Source organism: Bacillus cereus group sp. MS39 (assembly GCF_040448665.1).
Taxonomy (GTDB): Bacteria; Bacillota; Bacilli; order Bacillales; family Bacillaceae_G; genus Bacillus_A; species Bacillus_A wiedmannii.
Window position 1 is genome coordinate 4,997,178 of sequence record NZ_CP123058.1, and the last position, 17,731, is coordinate 5,014,908.

Here is a 17,731-nt window from a genome sequence, read left to right on the forward strand (position 1 = left end):
GCAAGCCTGAAATGGCTTGCTTTTTCACTGCAAAATATATCAATTTTTACTGATTTATTTTTTTAATACTCTCTTCTTCCTCTATATGGTCCTCACGATATGAAATATTATGAGGATCTAGTCCATTTCCTAAAGAACCATAGAAATGCTCTCTATGCGGATCCACTAATTCACTTCCTTGATAATACACACGTGGTGTATTCCATAGCGCTGCCAAAGCTTTTGTCATTGGCATCTCATGATAGCGTTCCGGCCACATTTCTTTAATTTTCTCTTTTACTAACGGATAGTATTTAGAGCTCATAGCAGGGAACAAATGGTGTTCTGTATGATATGAGAAATTGAAATGTAAAACGTCTACCCAGCGCGGCACTGTTACTGATAAACAGTTCGCTAACGGATCATTTACTGGAACAATTGGATTTAAGCGATGATTTGTTGCGATATATGCCATTACAATAAAGTTAGCAATTAACAATGGAATTACATATGCAAATAACCATTTTCCAGGTCCCATAATAAACAATAAACTAATCCAAACAGTCCAAGGCAAAAGAAGTTGAAGCCATACAGATTTTTGATTGGATGACTTAAAATCCTTTATAAAATGAAAGAACATTCGAGTCGAATGTAACGTAAATTGAATGGTTAGTGACAGAAAACTAAAGAATGAACGAACATGAAGAGGCATGTGATATACCCAGCTTAAAAACTTACTCTTTTTCAGTTTCTCAAGTGTAGGCCATGCATCTGGGTCATTCTCTTCATGTTGTGTATGAACATGATGCGTTGCATTATGCCACTTTCTCCAAAGCTTCGGGCCAGTTGATAATGGCATAAATGCTATCGCGCCTAAAAAATCACGAAGCCATGCTTTTCTTACAACAGTTCCATGTAAAATTTCATGTCCTAAAAATCCAAGTGAAGCAAAACATAATCCAAGAACAATCGCAATTCCTAGATTCGCCCACACATTCAATTCAAATACACCAATCGATATTAACCCCGCCAATGCCACAAGCAAATAAGCGAGTCCACCAAATAAACGAGTAGGAACTGGTTTAAATGCTTTTTTCGGCAAATGTGGTGATACACGTGCTGCATACCACCCAAACGTATGAAGCTCCTTCATCCTTTTGCCCCTTTCTTATGCCGCGCCTTGCGCAACTTACATATATCAATTCTTGCTTCCAGATTGATGTTACTAGGTGATTAAAAAAGCATCTATTATAAGGAAAATATACTCACTCTATCGTCACTTATTTTTCGCTTTTATTATCAATGAAAAACATTTCTCTTTTTACTCTCTATCAACCTTTCCACATGATGAATCATATCAATAGAATTTCCATATTGTCAATAACTTTTATGACCTAGTAATAAAAGTTGGTTATATTTTTATAATCATACTTTATTCCACTAAAGAAAAAACATAGATTTTATAAGGTTTTACCCATTATGCATATACATATGCTGACATACTATTGACTCTATCTTATTCAAGAAACCTCGGTGTAAACAACAAATAAACTCACCTGAATCTAGCTTTACACAACTCCTATCTCTTCATACCGATAATATTAAATAATTATATCAAAATAATTATATCTTTCTTTTAATAAAAATAGACTCTTTCTAAAACAGCACACATGAATTTCATATCATATGGAAATATTAAAAGGAAAATTGTTCTAAAATCGGGAGGTTTCTATAATGAAAAGCGATACATTTCCACAACTGCCCTTATCTTATTGGATTGAATCTACTCAGGTCCCTGCTTTTCCCCATTTATCTGAAGATACAAAGGCAGAAGTTGCTGTTATCGGAGCTGGTATTACAGGTATTACTACTGCCTATTTACTTGCAAAAGAAGGTATGAACGTTGTTTTAATTGATTCTGGTCTTATTTTAAATGGAACGACTGGGCATACAACAGCGAAGGTAACAGCACAACATGATCTTATTTATGATGAATTAATCAATCATTTCGGTGTGGAAAAAGCGAGACTTTACTATGAATCAAATAATCATGCTCTACAATTTATTAATGAAACTGTGCAAACATATAAAATCAACTGTAATTTCTCAAATGAAGATTCATTTTTATATACAACTACTGATAATGGATTAAGAAATTTATCGAAAGAATATGAAGCCTATCAAAAATTAAATATACCTTGTGACTATGTTCAATCTCTATCGATTCCAATTCCAGTACAATCTGCACTTGTCATGAAAAATCAAGCCCAATTCCATCCCCTTCTTTATTTGAAAACACTTTTAGAAAAGTTTGTAGAGATGGGTGGAAAAGTTTATGAACAAACAACAGCTATTGATGTGGAAAAGGGTGATTATCCACAAGTCATTACAAAGGGCGGACATCGCATCACTTGTGAATATGTTGTCTCTTGTTCACATTTTCCTTTTTATGATGCGAATAGCTTTTTCTTTACGCGAATGTACGCAGAACGCTCTTATGCTCTTGCCATTAAAGCAAAAACAGATTATCCAGGTGGCATGTATTTAAGTATTGATGATCCAAAACGCTCCTTACGCTATACAACAAATAATGGAGAACAATTAATTTTAATTGGCGGAGAAAGTCATAAAACAGGACAAGGAATAAACACGATGCTTCATTACGAAGCACTGTATTCTTTTGCGGAAGCAACGTTTGGAGTAGATGAAGTTCCCTATAGATGGTCAGCACAAGATTTAATCACGCTAGATAAGCTTCCTTATATCGGACATATTAACGAAAGAAATCCAAATATATTTGTTGCAACTGGATATCGTAAATGGGGAATGACAACTGGAACTGCTGCCGCTCATTTACTGAAGGACTCCATTCTAAAAGTCCACAATCCCTATAAGGAACTGTATGCACCATCACGCTTCCATGCAAATCCAGATATAAAAACATTCCTCTCCCAGAACATTGATGTTGCGAAACATTTAATTGAAGGAAAGATTGAAACCGCATTACGTAAGCCAGAAGATCTCGAAGTTGGTGAAGGATCTGTCGTACATGTTAATGGGAAACGAGCAGGTGCTTATAAGGACAAAGATGGTAAATTACATATTGTCGATACAACTTGTACACATCTCGGCTGCGAAGTTGAATGGAATAATGGTGATTGTACTTGGGACTGCCCTTGCCATGGTTCCCGCTTTTCAATTGAGGGAGATGTTATGGAAGGTCCAGCAGATCAACCGTTAAAACGAGTTGATAATGAGTAAACAAATAAAGAAGTTCAACAGGATTCCTGTTGAACTTCTTTATTTGTTATAAAACCTTTTCAGATAAACTTCGACATAAGAAGGGAAATATTAACATCAAATAAAATAATATATTTATCTATAAATAAAAGGAGGGAATATTATGCAAACTTCAGCTCCACCTTATCTAGAATCTACAAAAACTATCTTTTCAAGCTCTATTACAAAACTTGTTGTTTTTATTTGTTGGCTAGCCATTCTAGCTGATGGATATGATTTAGGTATTTACGGTGCCGTTCTGCCAAAGCTCCTAGAAGACAAAAGCTGGGCACTTTCACCGGCACACGCTGGTACAATTGCTAGCTATGCTTTATTTGGGATGTTTATTGGCGCTATTCTAGTTGGAACCATTACAGATCTAATTGGACGAAAATGGACGCTTATATGCTGTTTAGCACTTTTCTCCATCACAATGGGCCTTGCTGCACTTGCTCCTTCCCCTGAATTATTTGGTTTATCTCGATTTATCGGAGGAATCGGATTAGGCGGTGTTATTCCAACAGCTTCAGCACTTACTGTTGAATATTCACCAAAAAAGCGACAATCTTTTATTTACGCTCTTATGTTTACTGGCTATCCTTTAGGTATCGTGTTAGGTGCTATTTTGTCTATGTTTATGTTAGAAGATTTCGGATGGAGAATTATGTTTGGCATCGGAATGATTCCACTACTCCTCATTCCTTTCATCATTCGTTATTTACCTGAATCCATTCAATTTTTGTTATCACGTAATCGCCAAGAAGAAGTGGACCAAATCCTTAATCGTTTTCAAATTGAAATCAATGCAAAAGAGGAAACTCATCAAGCCCCATCTAATATAAGAAAAAAAAATGGATTTCTTACGTTATTCTCAAAAGAGTACATAAAAGCGACGCTGCTTTTTTGGATTACTTATATAATGGGCATGTTTTTAATATACGGTTTAAACACTTGGTTACCGCAGATGATGCGCCAAGCAGGATACCCTCTTGGATCTAGTCTATCATTTTTACTTATGCTAAATATTACTGCCGCAATCGGTGCATTATTTGCTGGAGCAATCGCGGATCGTATAGGGGCTAAAATTGTTATTAGCATCTCCTATCTTATGGCAGCTATATGTATTGGACTATTAACAATTAAACCATCTGTTACAATCATTTATCTTTTAATCGGCCTTGCTGGAATTGGATCAGTCGGTATTACTCAAATATTAAATGCATATGTAACACAATACTTCCCATCCCATATCCGAGCTACCTCCTTAGGCTGGGGACTTGGACTTGGCCGAGTTGGTGCGATTGCTGGTCCTATTCTTGTCGGTATTATTATGACAATGCAATATGACTTAGCATGGAATTTTTACTTATTCTCATTCGCGGGTCTTCTTGCAGCTATATCTGTTTTCTTTATTCCTACAAAATAAAAAAAGAGCACAAACTCACTTGTGCTCTTTTTCATATACTTCAAACAACATATCTCGAAACAATGTATTTAAACTCTCAATATCGATTCCTGATCCCTTTTCAATTCCTTTTACATATTGCTGATAGTAATGAATTTGTTCTTCTAAAAATTGATTCAACACCTCAATTTTTAATCCAACATCTAATTCAGTACCTGCCTTTTTCTTTATTAACAACTGCTCAATTTCATTTAATACGCTACGTTCTAACGATAATTCTGTAATCAATCGATCGAATTCTACAGGTGGTAAAGTTGTTTTCTCCTCTAGCCACTTACAAGCTAAAATAGGACGCAATACATAAAAGTATTTTTTCAATTTTACGTTCTCACCTTGCAAAAATTCACGATAATTTTTTGAAGCCATATGTAAGTAATGATATATCGTTGCTTTTGGATCAAAGTGCTTATCACTCATTTGCTGAAGCTGTTCTGGAAAATGAGAGTTTTTCGAATAGAAAATCGGTGATCGAATCCATTCGAGTAAAGCTGGGTTTGACTTTGCGAATAACTGTAACGCCTTTTTAATATCCCATCCGCTTATATCTAAATCATCACTAATCGGATACTCAATTACATCTCGTTTATCATGAATTGATAAATACCACTCTACCGGATGCATATAGACAAATCTAACATCATAATCACTATCTTTCGATGGAAATCCCCAAGCACGACTCCCTGATTCCACTGCAAATAAAATTTTCACATCATTCTCTTGTTCAATTCTTGCTAACTCCACTCTAATTTTCTCTCTCATTTCATACCCTCTCCATTTTTTGATTATTTCCTTGGAAATTCGACAAATATACTGCTAATTTTACTACATACTAAAATAGCTGTCAGAAAATTCCCGACAGCCTACTAAAATCCTTTATTTTTTACTTGTTCTTTTCTGTTACACTAACCGCAATTCGTTCAAACTCTTTTTGAATCTCCTCTTTATATGCATCTACTTTTGAAAAATCCATAGCAGCAATATATATTCGTTCTAATTTATCACGAACTGATTTCGCTTTCGCTAAGAAAGACATCGCTTCATTCATTTTTGCTTTATATTGAATCGACACGTCACGAATTTCTGTCGCATACTTCTCATCTGTCCCTGGTGTCACAATCAAGGCATACATATCTATAATTTCATCACCTTCGCGGCTCGGAAAATATTCATGTGGTGCGGTGCTATCAAAAATTGCAAACCCTAATTCTCTTACGATAACCATATCAAGACTATTTGGATCAAATCCACAATGATATACTTCAACTTCAAATCCTTTTTCTTCTGCTGCCTTAGCTAATTTTTTAAGCATTGTTGATTTCCCAGATCCTGGGCGTCCTTTTATAAAATAACGATGTGGTAATCCCTCTGTTAAATTAGGAACAAAATCAACTGCTCCTTTCGGTGTAGCTGCCCCTAAAAACCGATGTTTCACAAGCGATTGTTTCCCGCCTTTATCTGTAAATAACTTCTGAATCAGCTGATCGGTTAGTTCATTTGCTTTATTAAAATCAATATTATTAATATATATTTTCTCCCACTCGTCATGTATAACTAGTGCCTCGTTAAAACAAGCGTAAGCAGTTTGAAAAGCCTTGCTTGCTTCTGAAACAAATCGTTCAATTTCCACCTTCTGCTTTCTTAATTTATCTGAGTCCCAAGCAACCCCTAAATTAATATACTCTTCGACAACTCCTGGCATTTTCGGCTCAATAACATGCGGCGATGTTCCATCAACAATTCCTACTTTTAACTTCGGGATAATTACACCATCAACCGATTTATTATCAGAAGAACAGTGCAAAAATTCAATATCATATCCTTTTTCAACCCACTCACGGCCTATTGCTTTGATTAAAGAAGATTTCCCGGTTCCAGGACCCCCCTTTAAAATAAATAACCTGTTTAGCCCTTTTAAATTCTCGTCGTATAAATTATGAAATCCTCTAGCTGTATTTCCACCAGCGTAATAATTCAATACATTCCCTGTCACTGCACTCACTCCTTCGCAGCATTCTATTTACATAAGCTACAATATGCGAGCAACTTTATTTGGGTGAATACCTATTTTGTATTGCGCGAAAAAAGGAAATGAATTACAATTTAAAAGTAGTGAATATTCAGAAACGAAAACTTAATATGTCTTTATCAAGAGAGGCAGAGGGACCGGCCCTTTGACGCCCAGCAACCTCAGTTTATACAAACTGAATAGGTGCTAATTCCTGCAAAATGCATTGCATTTTGAAAGATAAAACGTAACTATTGTGTACAAAACTCATCTTTCTTGATTATGAAAGGTGAGTTTTTTATTTCAAAACATATATTGGAGGTATTTAAAATGAAAGTAATTGACCTATCACAAACATTTGAAAACAATATGTCCCAATTCCCTGGAACACCAAAAATCAATTTAGGAGCCATTACAAGCGTTGAAGAGACAGGCTATCAAGTTACAGATTTTCATTCTGTCGTTCATGTTGGCACGCATTGTGATGCTCCTGCTCATTTCATTTCAGGCGCAACGACTATTGATCAATTACCCCTAGATCAATTTATAGGCGAAGCTGTTCTTATTGATGTAACTCATGTACAAGAACGAAAACTACCTAAAGAAGTATTACACAACGCTGACATAAAAGAAGGTGATATTGTCATTTTCCATTCCAATCTATCTACGAAATGGAATACAGAAGCATATGAGAAAGAAGCTTTTTATCTTTCTGAAGAATTAGCTGAAGAACTAGTTCAATTAAAAGTAAAATCTGTCGGTTTAGATTTCATCTCTCCTGATGAGGTAACGACAGAAACATCGCCAATTCATCACATACTACTTGGGAATAATATTTATTTAATCGAAAACTTAACCAACTTAGATGCAATTAACACGAAACGTTTCTTTTTCTCAGCGGCACCTTTAAAAATTAAAGATAGCGACGGTGCTTTCGCAAGGGCATTCGCTGTAATTTTTTAAACAAACTATACAAAAAAGCAAAGATCATCACTGACCTTTGCTTCTATTTTTTTTATTTAAACTAAGAAAGAATTGCTCGACACGAGGACGTAACCAAGCTAAATAATCTTTCTCTTTCTTCTTTGTACAAGCTATTTCTTCCCCATCTACCATTCCGACAAGCTCTAGCTCTAACAGTTGCCTCGTAAATGCTAACATATTTATTTCTTCGTCTGGATACTCTTCTTTTAATTTCTCCTCAATTTCCCCCAATAAAAAACCGTCACGCATCATTGCCAATGCATCAATCCAAAGTGGCGGCATTTCATATTTTTCTCCTGTAATTGTATCTTTTACAATATAATTCTTTTGCTCTTTTCGAAATTGAATCGTGTGTAAACATACAGTCGAATTTAATGTTAATTCCATCATACCACCTCTTTCATAATATCTGCATAGAAAAAAGGATGCGCGTGCACCCCTTCTTTCTCTAACACTACCGAACCGTTACATGAATAACAAATCTCATGTCGATATTTTCCTCCATTATAAACGAAGTATTTTATAAAAAAAACCCTTCTTGAAACATTTTATAAAATGTTTATATTTACACAACAAGAACACTTTTCTGAAAAATATTTTCCTCTAGCACATTATGCTGTCGGTAAAAAAAATTTCCTCTTTCGTTCCTATTCCCATGCTACTTTGAATCGCGATACTTCCTTGATGTTCCTCAATGATTTTATATGTAATCATTAACCCCAGTCCCGTACCATTCTCCTTTGTTTTGTAAAAAGCTTTACCGATTTTCTCTAACAAATCCGTTAATTTTTTTAAATACTTTAAAAGCTTCTCTTTCCTCATATATCAAGCTTTTAAATTTGTTCATATAAATACTCCTCATACTCAATACAAAAGCTCTACATATTATCTCCTTAAATTATAAGTATGAAATTGCTTTCAGGGTAAGATGTAACCTTATCATACGAAAAGGAAGGAGATTTCCCCTTCCTTTTCGTCACAACTTATATCCATCTTACCCGATCATGTAGCAATCCATCCGTAAAGTCATTTCCGCCCACTACAAAATCCTTCATATATAAATTCAAATATTCCCCGTACTTACTCTCTGTATTTAATAATAATTCCTCTACATAATAGGCACCTTGTTTAAAGTTATCGAACAGTAAACTACACAAGCCAGCATAAATTCCGCATCCTACTTGGAAGTAAGTCGCATTCGTTTTATATTTATGAAAAACTTGACTGCTATTCATCACGTTATACATATATGTCTCGCTATTTTCATAAACGAGTAATACACCTACTAGATCCTCGCCCGCAATCTCTTCTTCGGCTGGATTAAATACTTTACGATTCCAATTCCATAAATCTTCTACTTGATCTAAGTTCTGTCTAATTACATTAGTCGTATACTCATTAATTCGGTAAAGAAAACCCACTTCCATATTGAAGTTTTTTCCTAAAATTAAAACTTCCTCATGTGGCATTAAACAGCCATAAAACTCTTTCTCTCCTAACTTTACTTTATACTCTGAAGCATATACATCTTCATAAAAATAAAGAGGACGATGCTGACTCATATACATCGGATAACTCCATATCGCTTCATCTAGAAATCGCTCTACTGCCCATGAAGCATAAAGTGTATGAGGCTTTATCAGTGCTGTATCATTCAAAAATGACGTATCATGTTCTACTATATAGCATGCTCTTGGCTTTTCTTTTGGCCGCTCCTTCATAAGTTCAACAACCATCCATTGAACAACACCTGGATTCATACCTGAGCCTATAATTGCTTTTGTATTTGTAAATTTCTCTTTCTCCTTCTCAAACCTCGTATATCTTTCCGTAAGCTGAAAGCCGATTAAACTATCGTCCTGATCTACTTCCTCATTTTCCAAAGCTGAATTAATATAACAAATTCCAAGTTCATTACAACAACTTAATACTCTGATTGTATCTGCCCCCGAAACATCAATAACAACACCCGTGCTTTTTTCTTTCAAATGTTGTTTGAATTTCACTACATCTTGAAGGTCAATTTCATATAAAAACAATTGATCTTTCAAATTTGGAAACAACTCACCATAATAAGCCCTATCTTTTTGTTTTATATCAACCAAATGAAATGTAACATTCTTTATCGCTTCATAAATCGGGTCTTTTTCATTTACTATCGCTTGATTTAAAATTGCTAAAACTGCTTTTGCTGCTCCACCAGCACTACCAAGTAATGTAATCGATAACGAATTTGGAAACTGCTCCACAAACAAAACCCCTTTAATATATTAGTTGAGCAGTTCTCCCTCAAAAAATAAATTGAATATATTACAAGATGGCTCGTACATATTTTTTATAATTTCGCACAAGATTAGCTCTTCATAGATAAAGCTAACATATTTATATTCAATTCATTTTTACCCTCATATTCAAATCAATCTAAACAAATAGGCTCGACCTTTTCTTCTACATATAAAAGAAAAAGCCAGCCCTTTCAACTCGTCTACGGACAATGGACAGATTTCACATGTTGAATATTCACATACATTTTTGCATCACGTGCTTTTAATATTTCAATATGCCCCTCATCAATCTTCGCCATCTTTCCAATCTTATTAGACTCCTCACCTAAATCGAACACCATAATTTTTCCAGCCATTTTAATAAGCTGCTCTTCAAATGTTCTAGCTAACGTAATATTTAACGGATTCACGGGGAGTTCATTTTTATTGAGGGCATACGGAACTTGATTTTCTTTATACGGAATTAACCATTTCAAATGCTTTAAAGATATATATACTGTTTTATAAACTGGACTATAAAAAACAATATAATCGTTCATTACACTTGTAACATAACCGTGTATTGGAGCATTTCCTGCTACATAAACTTCTGTAAAAATCCCTTTAGAAGTACTTAATACTTTTCTCAAAGAAATGGAAGGGGATTCCCTCTTAATTACAGAATCCACATCTGGTTTTGATATCTCTTCATCATATGGTCTTAAAAACTTATAATATTGTACATGGTATAAAGATATATATACGTAGTCTTGTCCATTGTAAAGAACAACAATATCATTTCCTACGTCTATTAATACACCTTTAAATCTTTTTTCACCAATTAATTTAACATATATATTTTCTCCAATACTTTTGTTTAACTCATTCATCTGTATCCTCCTTCCTATGAATTTTTACTCTCCTATTCTCCATTTCAAAAAATAACCAGGGGCAATGTTCTGTTTTTTAATAGTAAGAAGCCCTTTTTCATATATCCAAAAATAATTACAGAGAAATATGAAATCATTCTTCACTTTCAATCATAATGCCCCTTTTATTTATTAAACATTATTCTTCTTCAGTCTTTTTGTTTTTAACTATTTGACTCACGCTCTTAATATGGGAATTAATCACATAAATGACCTCATCACCGTTAACTAGTGTAATATTTCCATCATGTATATCACTCAATAAACCTTCCACACACTCTGGTCCACCACGATTAATCTTTATCCATTTATACTTCAAGTCATTTAATACATCTAAAAAAGTATCTTCTTCCGCATAAAAACATGAACCATATTCTCCTTGTGCCTCTTTTACTTTTCTGACTAGACTCTTCACATGTTTCAGCTGATAATACACTAATTCTCCATGAGGTAATTGTAGTGTAAGGTAATCTTTTCCTAACAATGACAGTACACCTACTCGACTTTCCGGTCCACGAAGATTTACTTTTACATTCTCACCAACTAAACCTTTGATTTGATCACAGCATAATACATCCTTCAAATTCATACCCTCCTTTCTGTTTTATCTTCCTCTACTTGATTGTCTTAGTGCGCGAGCTCGACTTGAATTATTGCTGTTTTCATTACTTTTCTCATTGCTACTCTCATCACTCTCTCCACTTACAGATGCATTATAATTAACACTCTTAATATGAGATAGTGTAATTAATACAACTTCTTCTTTAATAATCAATGTTACATAACCGCCAGAAACATCTTGTAAAATACCTTCAATTTTCTCTGGTCCACCACGGTTAATTTTCACCCAGCGGTATTTGAAGCTTTGAAGTAGCGTTTCAAAGTCTTCTGCAATGTCTTCTTCTCCCCATTCTAAATCACCTACTCCACCATCTTTCGTATTTTGGGTAATGCTTTTCAGATGGCGAAGCTGGTAGTAATGGTTCTCTCCTTTTTCATTCTCTAATCCGAAGTAGTCCACACCTAATGATACTATTGTTCCTTTTTGAGATTCTGGTCCACCTCTGTTTACTCTTACATAAGATCCAATTAAGTCTTTCAAAAAATCCCAATGAAATAAACTCACGAGAAAACCCCTTCCATTAATTTATAAGCTTTTGCACTGATAGTATATGTATCTGTACAGGTTACGTTCTCTATGTTTGTCCTAGCTAGAAAAAAATATGCTTTTAACCTGGTAGACTAATACCTATCAAACTCCCGAAAAGCCCTGGAGATTCCTTAAAATTTTGATATCTTGAAACAAAAAATCCCGTATGAAGATACATTTCTGCATATCTTCATACGGGATCTCCCATAGTTTAATCTTCGTCTTTAACATCCATATCTTCTGGAATTGGTTCGTTCAATATATCTTCCACTAATTGCTTATATTTTTCCATTTGTTCTAAATGTGTATTGAATTGTTCTTTATTTAATAAATATTGCTCTCCATCAAATAGTGCACGAATTTTCTTTTGCTGAATTAGCTCTTCAATATACGATTTTGGTAAATTCAAATACTCCGCAGCTTCTTCTACTGTTATATACAACGCGTTCATTCCTTTATTATTTTTTTCATATATACTGTATCTTACTTTATTTTTGTAAACAAATAAAAAAGATTTTGTAAATGCAATTTAAAAAGAAGGTGGATGCATTCCATATATTGTATAATAATATAGTAAGGATTTTTTAAATATATAATGGTATTACCCATTTACACAAAGGAGAGTTAACATATGGCTACTCGTCACATCATTACAATGTTAGAAAAAACATTACAATTTGAAACAGAAAACACAATTTCTCATTTAACTACATCTTTATCTGATCGTATTCTTTCTCAAAGCGCAGTAATACATGAAAACAATTGTTACCATACAATTGGGGAATGGTACAAAAATCACTTTTTATTCCAACAAGATGATTTCCTTTGGGCTAAATACGTTTTCTATGACGCATATTGTGAAGCTATAAAGGAACAAGGACATCTTACAAAACGCGTCCGTCAAATATTAGAATCATTAGCTCGAATGCATGGAAAACAGTACATTGCTTCTATATTAAATATGCCATTTCCTAACGAACGAGCTAAAGGGACAGCATAATGTAATACTGTTCTGCGGCAGCAAAACATAGATTCATTGTTTTCTAGGGAGATTTACAAATAAAACGTTCATATCACATGAACTGATGAAACCGGTGTCATTACAATGATTGAAAATATAGTAAACAGGAAAACCCCCATTTACCTCTCTCGTCACTCGAAAAGAGAAGTAAATGGGGGTTACTTGTTTCTTTATCCTGCTATATTAGTGCGTAGCCATAATCAGCGGAGAATAGCCCCACTGATTACAGTTTCACTTTATTATTTCATCATCTGCTTGATCAATTCACGATTTCTCTTCGTAAATACTTCATTATGCGAAGAAACCATTCCGTACTCACTTGCATCAGGTTGAATAAATTGTTTCGCTTTATTTACAGCATTTCCAGCATCTTGGAATGCTCCCGCAATTAAGTGTAATTTCCCTTCGTGTTTTAAAATATCTCCCGCAGCATATAATCCATCTACAGAGGACTCACTATTCGCATTACCTGCAATATAATAATTATCTATAATTGCAACGTCTAACTCACTATTTTCTAATAACGTAATGTCACGTTCATATCCATGGTTAATAATCACTTCATCAATAGGTAAATGTGAAATTTCACTTGTTTCATGATTCGTTAATTCTACATATTCGATCGCTTCATGATTATCACCAGCAATGAGTTTTGTAATCGATGTATTAAAGAAACACTCCGCCGAGCTGTTCAGCAGTTGTTTTACTTGTGCTTCATGACCAGATAATTCTTCTTTTCTATATGTTACATACACTTTTTTCGCAATTGGTTCTAATTCATTTGCCCAATCAACAGCAGAATTTCCTCCGCCGGAAATAATGACCGTCTTACCTTTGAAACGCTTTAAAGATTTCACTGTATAATTTAAATTAGATACTTCAAATCGCTCAGCACCTTCAATTGATAACTTTTGAGGTTTCAATATACCACTTCCAGTTGCGACGATAACTGTTTTTGAAAAATGTTCTTCTCCAGTGCTTGCTTTTAACGTAAAAGTGCCATCTTCGTTACGAATAATCGATTCTACTTTTGTACTTAATACCACTTCTGGCTTAAATGTTAGCCCTTGCTGTACAAGTTGTTCAATTAATTTATCACCTGTAACTGGCAGCAGCCCTCCTACATCCCAAATCATCTTCTCTGGATAAACATGTATTTTCCCACCTAACTGTGGTTGAAATTCTATTATTTTCGTTTTCATCTCTCTGAGTCCACTATAAAAAGCTGAATAAAGCCCTGCAGGTCCTCCGCCTATCACAGTTACATCAAACAATTCTTCTTGATTCATTCGTGTCACTCCTCAGCCACTAGTCATTGATTATCATTCTCAATAAAATATAACCTGTTTCCGCAAAATTTACAATCAAAATTACTATTGACAATACACCTATATAAAATTATATTATTTAAAGAATCAATAGTGATAATCATTATCAATTTGTTAATAATTAGCAAATTTGAGATTACATCTTCTTTTATTAATATGGTTAATACTATATTGTAGAATCTCATATTCAAGATTTTTAATAAGCATTTTGCATTACCACTACTCTTTCAAAAAGATTACAGTTAAACAAATTGTTATATACACATATCATCTATGTTAAAGGAGAAAAACAATGAAAAAGTTATTTATTTCACTAACAGTTCTTTTCGTTCTTGTTATGAGCGCTTGTAGCAATGGCTCTACAGACAAAAAGAACGATGCAAAAGGTAGTAAATCAGAAACAATTACATACCAATCTGAAAATGGTAAAGTAGAAGTTCCTGCAAATCCAAAACGTGTTGTTGTTTTATCATCATTCGCTGGTAACGTAATGTCATTAGATGTAAATCTTGTTGGGGTAGATTCATGGTCTAAACAAAACCCACGCTTTGATAGCAAACTGAAAGATGTTGCTGAAGTATCAGATGAAAACGTTGAAAAAATCGCTGAACTAAATCCAGATTTAATCATTGGTTTATCAAATATTAAAAATGTTGATAAGTTAAAGAAGATCGCTCCTACTGTAACGTACACTTACGGAAAAGTTGATTACTTAACACAGCATTTAGAAATCGGTAAATTATTAAACAAAGAAAAAGAAGCAAAAACTTGGATTGATGACTTCAAGAAACGTGCACAAGACGCTGGTAAAGAAATTAAAGCAAAAATCGGTGAAGATGCAACAGTTTCTGTTGTAGAAAACTTCAACAAACAACTTTATGTATACGGCGAGAACTGGGGCCGTGGAACAGAAATTCTGTACCAAGAAATGAAATTAAAAATGCCTGAAAAAGTAAAAGAAAAAGCATTAAAAGAAGGTTACTACGCATTATCTACTGAAGTATTACCTGAATTTGCTGGTGATTACTTAATCGTAAGTAAAAACAAAGATACTGATAACTCATTCCAAGAGACAGAATCATATAAAAACATCCCAGCAGTAAAAAATAATCGCGTATACGAAGCAAACATGATGGAATTCTATTTCAATGATCCACTTACATTAGATTTCCAACTAGACTTCTTCAAGAAGAGCTTTCTTGGTAAATAATACAAACATGAGGAATTCTTAATTTAAGAATTCCTCTTCCTTTATTCTATGAACAGAAAAGATGTGAAACGAATGACAAAAGATCACGACAATCCACGTTCTATAGCTTTTACATACAAACTAATTTTGAGTATAATTGCATTCTTTCTTATTTTTATGGTAGCAATGGTATTAGGTGCTGCAGATACTTCAATAAAAGACGTATGGTTAGCACTTACTTCCTCCGCTAAAGGGGACAAAATATCTATTATTCGCGAAATACGTTTGCCACGTGAAGTTGCTGCTATTTTTGTAGGAGCTGGACTTGCTGTTTCTGGAGCAATTATGCAAGGATTAACACGAAATCCACTTGCAGATCCTGGATTATTAGGGCTATCTGGTGGAGCAAATGCTGCACTTGCACTGACACTTGCTTTCAATCCTTCCATCAGCTATCTTTACTTAACATTTGCTTGCTTTATCGGTGCTGCAATTGGCGCAATTATGGTATTTGGAATTGGTATGGTGAAAAAAGGCGGGCTGTCCCCTCTTCGAATTGTATTAGCCGGTGCTGCCGTTTCAGCATTTCTACTCGCAATTTCAGAAGGAGTCGGCATTTACTTCAAAATTTCACAAGATGTATCGCTTTGGACTGCTGGGGGCGTAATTGGAACTACTTGGAGCCAATTGAAAATTATTATTCCAGTCATTTCAATTAGTATCTTTATCGCTATCTTACTAGCAAAAAAATTGACAGTTCTTAGTTTTAGTGAAGAAGTGGCTATTGGACTAGGTCAAAAAATTATTGTTATTAAAACCATTCTATTTATCATTATTATCTTACTTGCTGGTGCTTCTGTAGCGCTTGTCGGAAATATGGCATTTATCGGTTTAATGGTACCTCACATGGTACGCCCAATTGTCGGTCCAGATTACCGATTTGTTATACCGATGTCAGCAATTGCTGGAGCTTCCTTTATGCTACTTGCAGATACAATCGGACGTACTATTAACGCTCCATACGAAACACCAGTTGCCGCTATTGTCGCAATTGTAGGGCTACCATTCTTCCTATTCGTTGTACGTAAAGGAGGAAAAACATTCTCATGATGCAATCTATTCTAAGAAAACAACGTCTTATTATACTCGCTTTACTAATACTGACCATCACCACCATTGTAGTTGGAATGGGACTTGGTTCAGCATCTTTATCCTATGATCGACTACTCCCAACATTAATGGGACAAGGGACTTTTAAAGAGGAGTTTGTTTTATACTCTTTAAGACTACCTAGAATTGTTATTACATTATTAGCTGGTATGGCTCTCGCTTTATCAGGGGCTATTCTGCAAGGAATTACTCGAAATGATTTAGCTGAACCTGGTATTCTCGGAATCAACTCTGGGGCCGGTGTTGCTGTTGCTATTTTCTTTTTATACTTTCCAATAGATGTAGGTTCATTTCTTTACTTACTACCTGTCGTTGGATTTATCGGGGCATTTCTGACAGCTGTTCTAATCTACGTATTTTCATACAGTAAATCAACTGGACTTCAGCCGGTGCGATTAACATTAACCGGTATCGGTTTTGCATTTGCACTATCTGGAACGATGATTGTCCTTATTTCATCCGCAGATCGTATGAAAGTAGACTTTATTTCAAAATGGATTGCCGGAAATATTTGGGGAGATGACTGGATCTTCGTTTTAGCAATGCTCCCATGGTTAATCGTATTAATTCCGTTCGTTTTCTATAAAGCAAATCGATTAAACATTCTAGCATTAAACGAACCAGTCGCAATCGGTGTTGGAATTGAAATTGAAAAAGAACGCAGATACTTATTAGTTGCAGCCGTCGCGCTTGCAGCTGCAGCTGTTTCCGTAACAGGAGGAATTAGCTTTATCGGACTAATGGCTCCTCATATCGCGAAATCTTTAGTAGGTCCAAGACATCAAATTTTCATGCCTATCGCCCTTTTAATCGGCGGATGGCTATTGCTATTTGCTGACACAATCGGAAGAAACATCGTTGAACCTAATGGCATCCCAGCAGGTATTGTCGTTGCTTTAATTGGTGCCCCTTACTTTATGTATTTGTTGCTTAAGAAGGCGTAAAGAAACCCCCTCAAGATTTTTTCT

The 17,731-nt window shown here is 34.7% G+C and carries 17 protein-coding genes, 1 pseudogene and 1 riboswitch; of the genes and pseudogenes, 7 read left to right on the forward strand and 11 right to left on the reverse strand.

All coding sequences use genetic code 11. The features are described from left to right. Positions 1–46 precede the first annotated feature (46 nt). A complete protein-coding gene (locus QEP67_RS25850) occupies positions 47–1,132 on the reverse strand; it encodes an acyl-CoA desaturase (RefSeq protein ID WP_000661211.1) in 1,086 nt (361 codons plus the stop codon). Between the two features lie 581 nt (positions 1,133–1,713). Here QEP67_RS25850 and QEP67_RS25855 point away from each other — a divergent pair. Next, positions 1,714–3,240 carry an FAD-dependent oxidoreductase gene (locus tag QEP67_RS25855; RefSeq protein ID WP_074651440.1) on the forward strand — a complete coding sequence of 509 codons (1,527 nt, stop codon included), beginning with the start codon at positions 1,714–1,716 and terminating at the stop codon, positions 3,238–3,240. A gap of 142 nt (positions 3,241–3,382) precedes the next feature. Beyond that, entirely contained in the window at positions 3,383–4,684 is a 1,302-nt protein-coding gene (locus QEP67_RS25860) for an aromatic acid/H+ symport family MFS transporter (protein WP_001194846.1), read from the forward strand. 15 nt (positions 4,685–4,699) lie between these two features. Here the strand turns inward: QEP67_RS25860 and QEP67_RS25865 are convergent, their stop codons facing one another. Next, positions 4,700–5,482, reverse strand: a complete 783-nt coding sequence (locus QEP67_RS25865; RefSeq protein ID WP_001208302.1) for a nucleotidyltransferase domain-containing protein — start codon at positions 5,480–5,482, stop codon at positions 4,700–4,702. Between the two features lie 121 nt (positions 5,483–5,603). After that, on the reverse strand, positions 5,604–6,713 hold the full coding sequence (locus QEP67_RS25870) for a PRK06851 family protein (protein WP_000147454.1): 1,110 nt from the start codon (positions 6,711–6,713) through the stop codon (positions 5,604–5,606). A 149-nt stretch (positions 6,714–6,862) separates the two neighbouring features. After that, positions 6,863–6,975, forward strand: a riboswitch (SAM riboswitch). Positions 6,976–7,058: 83 nt separating this feature from the next. On the opposite strand from QEP67_RS25870, the gene QEP67_RS25875 reads away from it, so the two are divergent. Further along, entirely contained in the window at positions 7,059–7,691 is a 633-nt protein-coding gene (locus QEP67_RS25875; protein ID WP_000862970.1) for a cyclase family protein, read from the forward strand. A gap of 27 nt (positions 7,692–7,718) precedes the next feature. Here the strand turns inward: QEP67_RS25875 and QEP67_RS25880 are convergent, their stop codons facing one another. From QEP67_RS25880 to QEP67_RS25910, 7 genes and pseudogenes are all read right to left on the reverse strand, one after another. Continuing rightward, positions 7,719–8,099 carry a hypothetical protein gene (locus QEP67_RS25880; protein ID WP_000424111.1) on the reverse strand — a complete coding sequence of 127 codons (381 nt, stop codon included), beginning with the start codon at positions 8,097–8,099 and terminating at the stop codon, positions 7,719–7,721. Positions 8,100–8,315: 216 nt separating this feature from the next. Then, positions 8,316–8,492 (reverse strand): annotated as a pseudogene (locus QEP67_RS25885) (ATP-binding protein); the annotation flags it as partial. A 203-nt stretch (positions 8,493–8,695) separates the two neighbouring features. Next, on the reverse strand, positions 8,696–9,961 hold the full coding sequence (locus QEP67_RS25890) for a hypothetical protein (protein WP_000434733.1): 1,266 nt from the start codon (positions 9,959–9,961) through the stop codon (positions 8,696–8,698). A gap of 236 nt (positions 9,962–10,197) precedes the next feature. After that, on the reverse strand, positions 10,198–10,866 hold the full coding sequence (locus tag QEP67_RS25895) for a hypothetical protein (protein ID WP_001004278.1): 669 nt from the start codon (positions 10,864–10,866) through the stop codon (positions 10,198–10,200). A gap of 178 nt (positions 10,867–11,044) precedes the next feature. After that, complete coding sequence (locus QEP67_RS25900) at positions 11,045–11,488, reverse strand: hypothetical protein (protein ID WP_000655885.1); 444 nt, start codon at positions 11,486–11,488, stop codon at positions 11,045–11,047. Between the two features lie 21 nt (positions 11,489–11,509). Next, entirely contained in the window at positions 11,510–12,031 is a 522-nt protein-coding gene (locus tag QEP67_RS25905; RefSeq protein WP_000051644.1) for a hypothetical protein, read from the reverse strand. Positions 12,032–12,266: 235 nt separating this feature from the next. Then, positions 12,267–12,506 carry a helix-turn-helix domain-containing protein gene (locus QEP67_RS25910; protein WP_002006755.1) on the reverse strand — a complete coding sequence of 80 codons (240 nt, stop codon included), beginning with the start codon at positions 12,504–12,506 and terminating at the stop codon, positions 12,267–12,269. Positions 12,507–12,686: 180 nt separating this feature from the next. Between QEP67_RS25910 and QEP67_RS25915 the strand changes: the two genes are divergently transcribed. Then, a complete protein-coding gene (locus QEP67_RS25915; RefSeq protein ID WP_000235470.1) occupies positions 12,687–13,055 on the forward strand; it encodes a hypothetical protein in 369 nt (122 codons plus the stop codon). Between the two features lie 260 nt (positions 13,056–13,315). Here QEP67_RS25915 and QEP67_RS25920 read toward each other — a convergent pair whose 3' ends face one another. Beyond that, on the reverse strand, positions 13,316–14,365 hold the full coding sequence (locus QEP67_RS25920) for an NAD(P)/FAD-dependent oxidoreductase (protein WP_001070940.1): 1,050 nt from the start codon (positions 14,363–14,365) through the stop codon (positions 13,316–13,318). Between the two features lie 331 nt (positions 14,366–14,696). Here QEP67_RS25920 and QEP67_RS25925 point away from each other — a divergent pair, with 331 nt between their 5' ends. Genes QEP67_RS25925 through QEP67_RS25935 form a run of 3 tightly spaced genes read left to right on the forward strand, consistent with a single transcriptional unit; the run spans position 14,697 to position 17,707 of the window. Then, a complete protein-coding gene (locus QEP67_RS25925; protein WP_000732568.1) occupies positions 14,697–15,614 on the forward strand; it encodes an iron-hydroxamate ABC transporter substrate-binding protein in 918 nt (305 codons plus the stop codon). Between the two features lie 48 nt (positions 15,615–15,662). Then, a complete protein-coding gene (locus QEP67_RS25930; RefSeq protein WP_002096896.1) occupies positions 15,663–16,703 on the forward strand; it encodes an iron ABC transporter permease in 1,041 nt (346 codons plus the stop codon). Further along, the gene (locus QEP67_RS25935) at positions 16,700–17,707 is read left to right on the forward strand and encodes an iron ABC transporter permease (protein ID WP_000983747.1); all 1,008 of its coding nucleotides are present in this window, start codon (positions 16,700–16,702) and stop codon (positions 17,705–17,707) included. The genes QEP67_RS25930 and QEP67_RS25935 overlap by 4 nt, the downstream gene beginning before the upstream one ends. The last annotated feature ends 24 nt before the right edge of the window (positions 17,708–17,731 follow it).

What these genes read in the sequence shown, in the direction of transcription:
- QEP67_RS25915 (WP_000235470.1), top strand. Translation starts at nt 12,687, where the DNA reads ATGGCTACTCGTCACATCATTACAATGTTAGAAAAAACATTACAATTT.
- QEP67_RS25910 (WP_002006755.1), bottom strand. Translation starts at nt 12,506, where the DNA reads ATGAACGCGTTGTATATAACAGTAGAAGAAGCTGCGGAGTATTTGAAT.
- QEP67_RS25875 (WP_000862970.1), top strand. Translation starts at nt 7,059, where the DNA reads ATGAAAGTAATTGACCTATCACAAACATTTGAAAACAATATGTCCCAA.
- QEP67_RS25860 (WP_001194846.1), top strand. Translation starts at nt 3,383, where the DNA reads ATGCAAACTTCAGCTCCACCTTATCTAGAATCTACAAAAACTATCTTT.
- QEP67_RS25920 (WP_001070940.1), bottom strand. Translation starts at nt 14,365, where the DNA reads ATGAATCAAGAAGAATTGTTTGATGTAACTGTGATAGGCGGAGGACCT.
- QEP67_RS25930 (WP_002096896.1), top strand. Translation starts at nt 15,663, where the DNA reads ATGAACAGAAAAGATGTGAAACGAATGACAAAAGATCACGACAATCCA.
- QEP67_RS25880 (WP_000424111.1), bottom strand. Translation starts at nt 8,099, where the DNA reads ATGGAATTAACATTAAATTCGACTGTATGTTTACACACGATTCAATTT.
- QEP67_RS25935 (WP_000983747.1), top strand. Translation starts at nt 16,700, where the DNA reads ATGATGCAATCTATTCTAAGAAAACAACGTCTTATTATACTCGCTTTA.
- QEP67_RS25925 (WP_000732568.1), top strand. Translation starts at nt 14,697, where the DNA reads ATGAAAAAGTTATTTATTTCACTAACAGTTCTTTTCGTTCTTGTTATG.
- QEP67_RS25855 (WP_074651440.1), top strand. Translation starts at nt 1,714, where the DNA reads ATGAAAAGCGATACATTTCCACAACTGCCCTTATCTTATTGGATTGAA.
- QEP67_RS25865 (WP_001208302.1), bottom strand. Translation starts at nt 5,482, where the DNA reads ATGAGAGAGAAAATTAGAGTGGAGTTAGCAAGAATTGAACAAGAGAAT.
- QEP67_RS25895 (WP_001004278.1), bottom strand. Translation starts at nt 10,866, where the DNA reads ATGAATGAGTTAAACAAAAGTATTGGAGAAAATATATATGTTAAATTA.
- QEP67_RS25850 (WP_000661211.1), bottom strand. Translation starts at nt 1,132, where the DNA reads ATGAAGGAGCTTCATACGTTTGGGTGGTATGCAGCACGTGTATCACCA.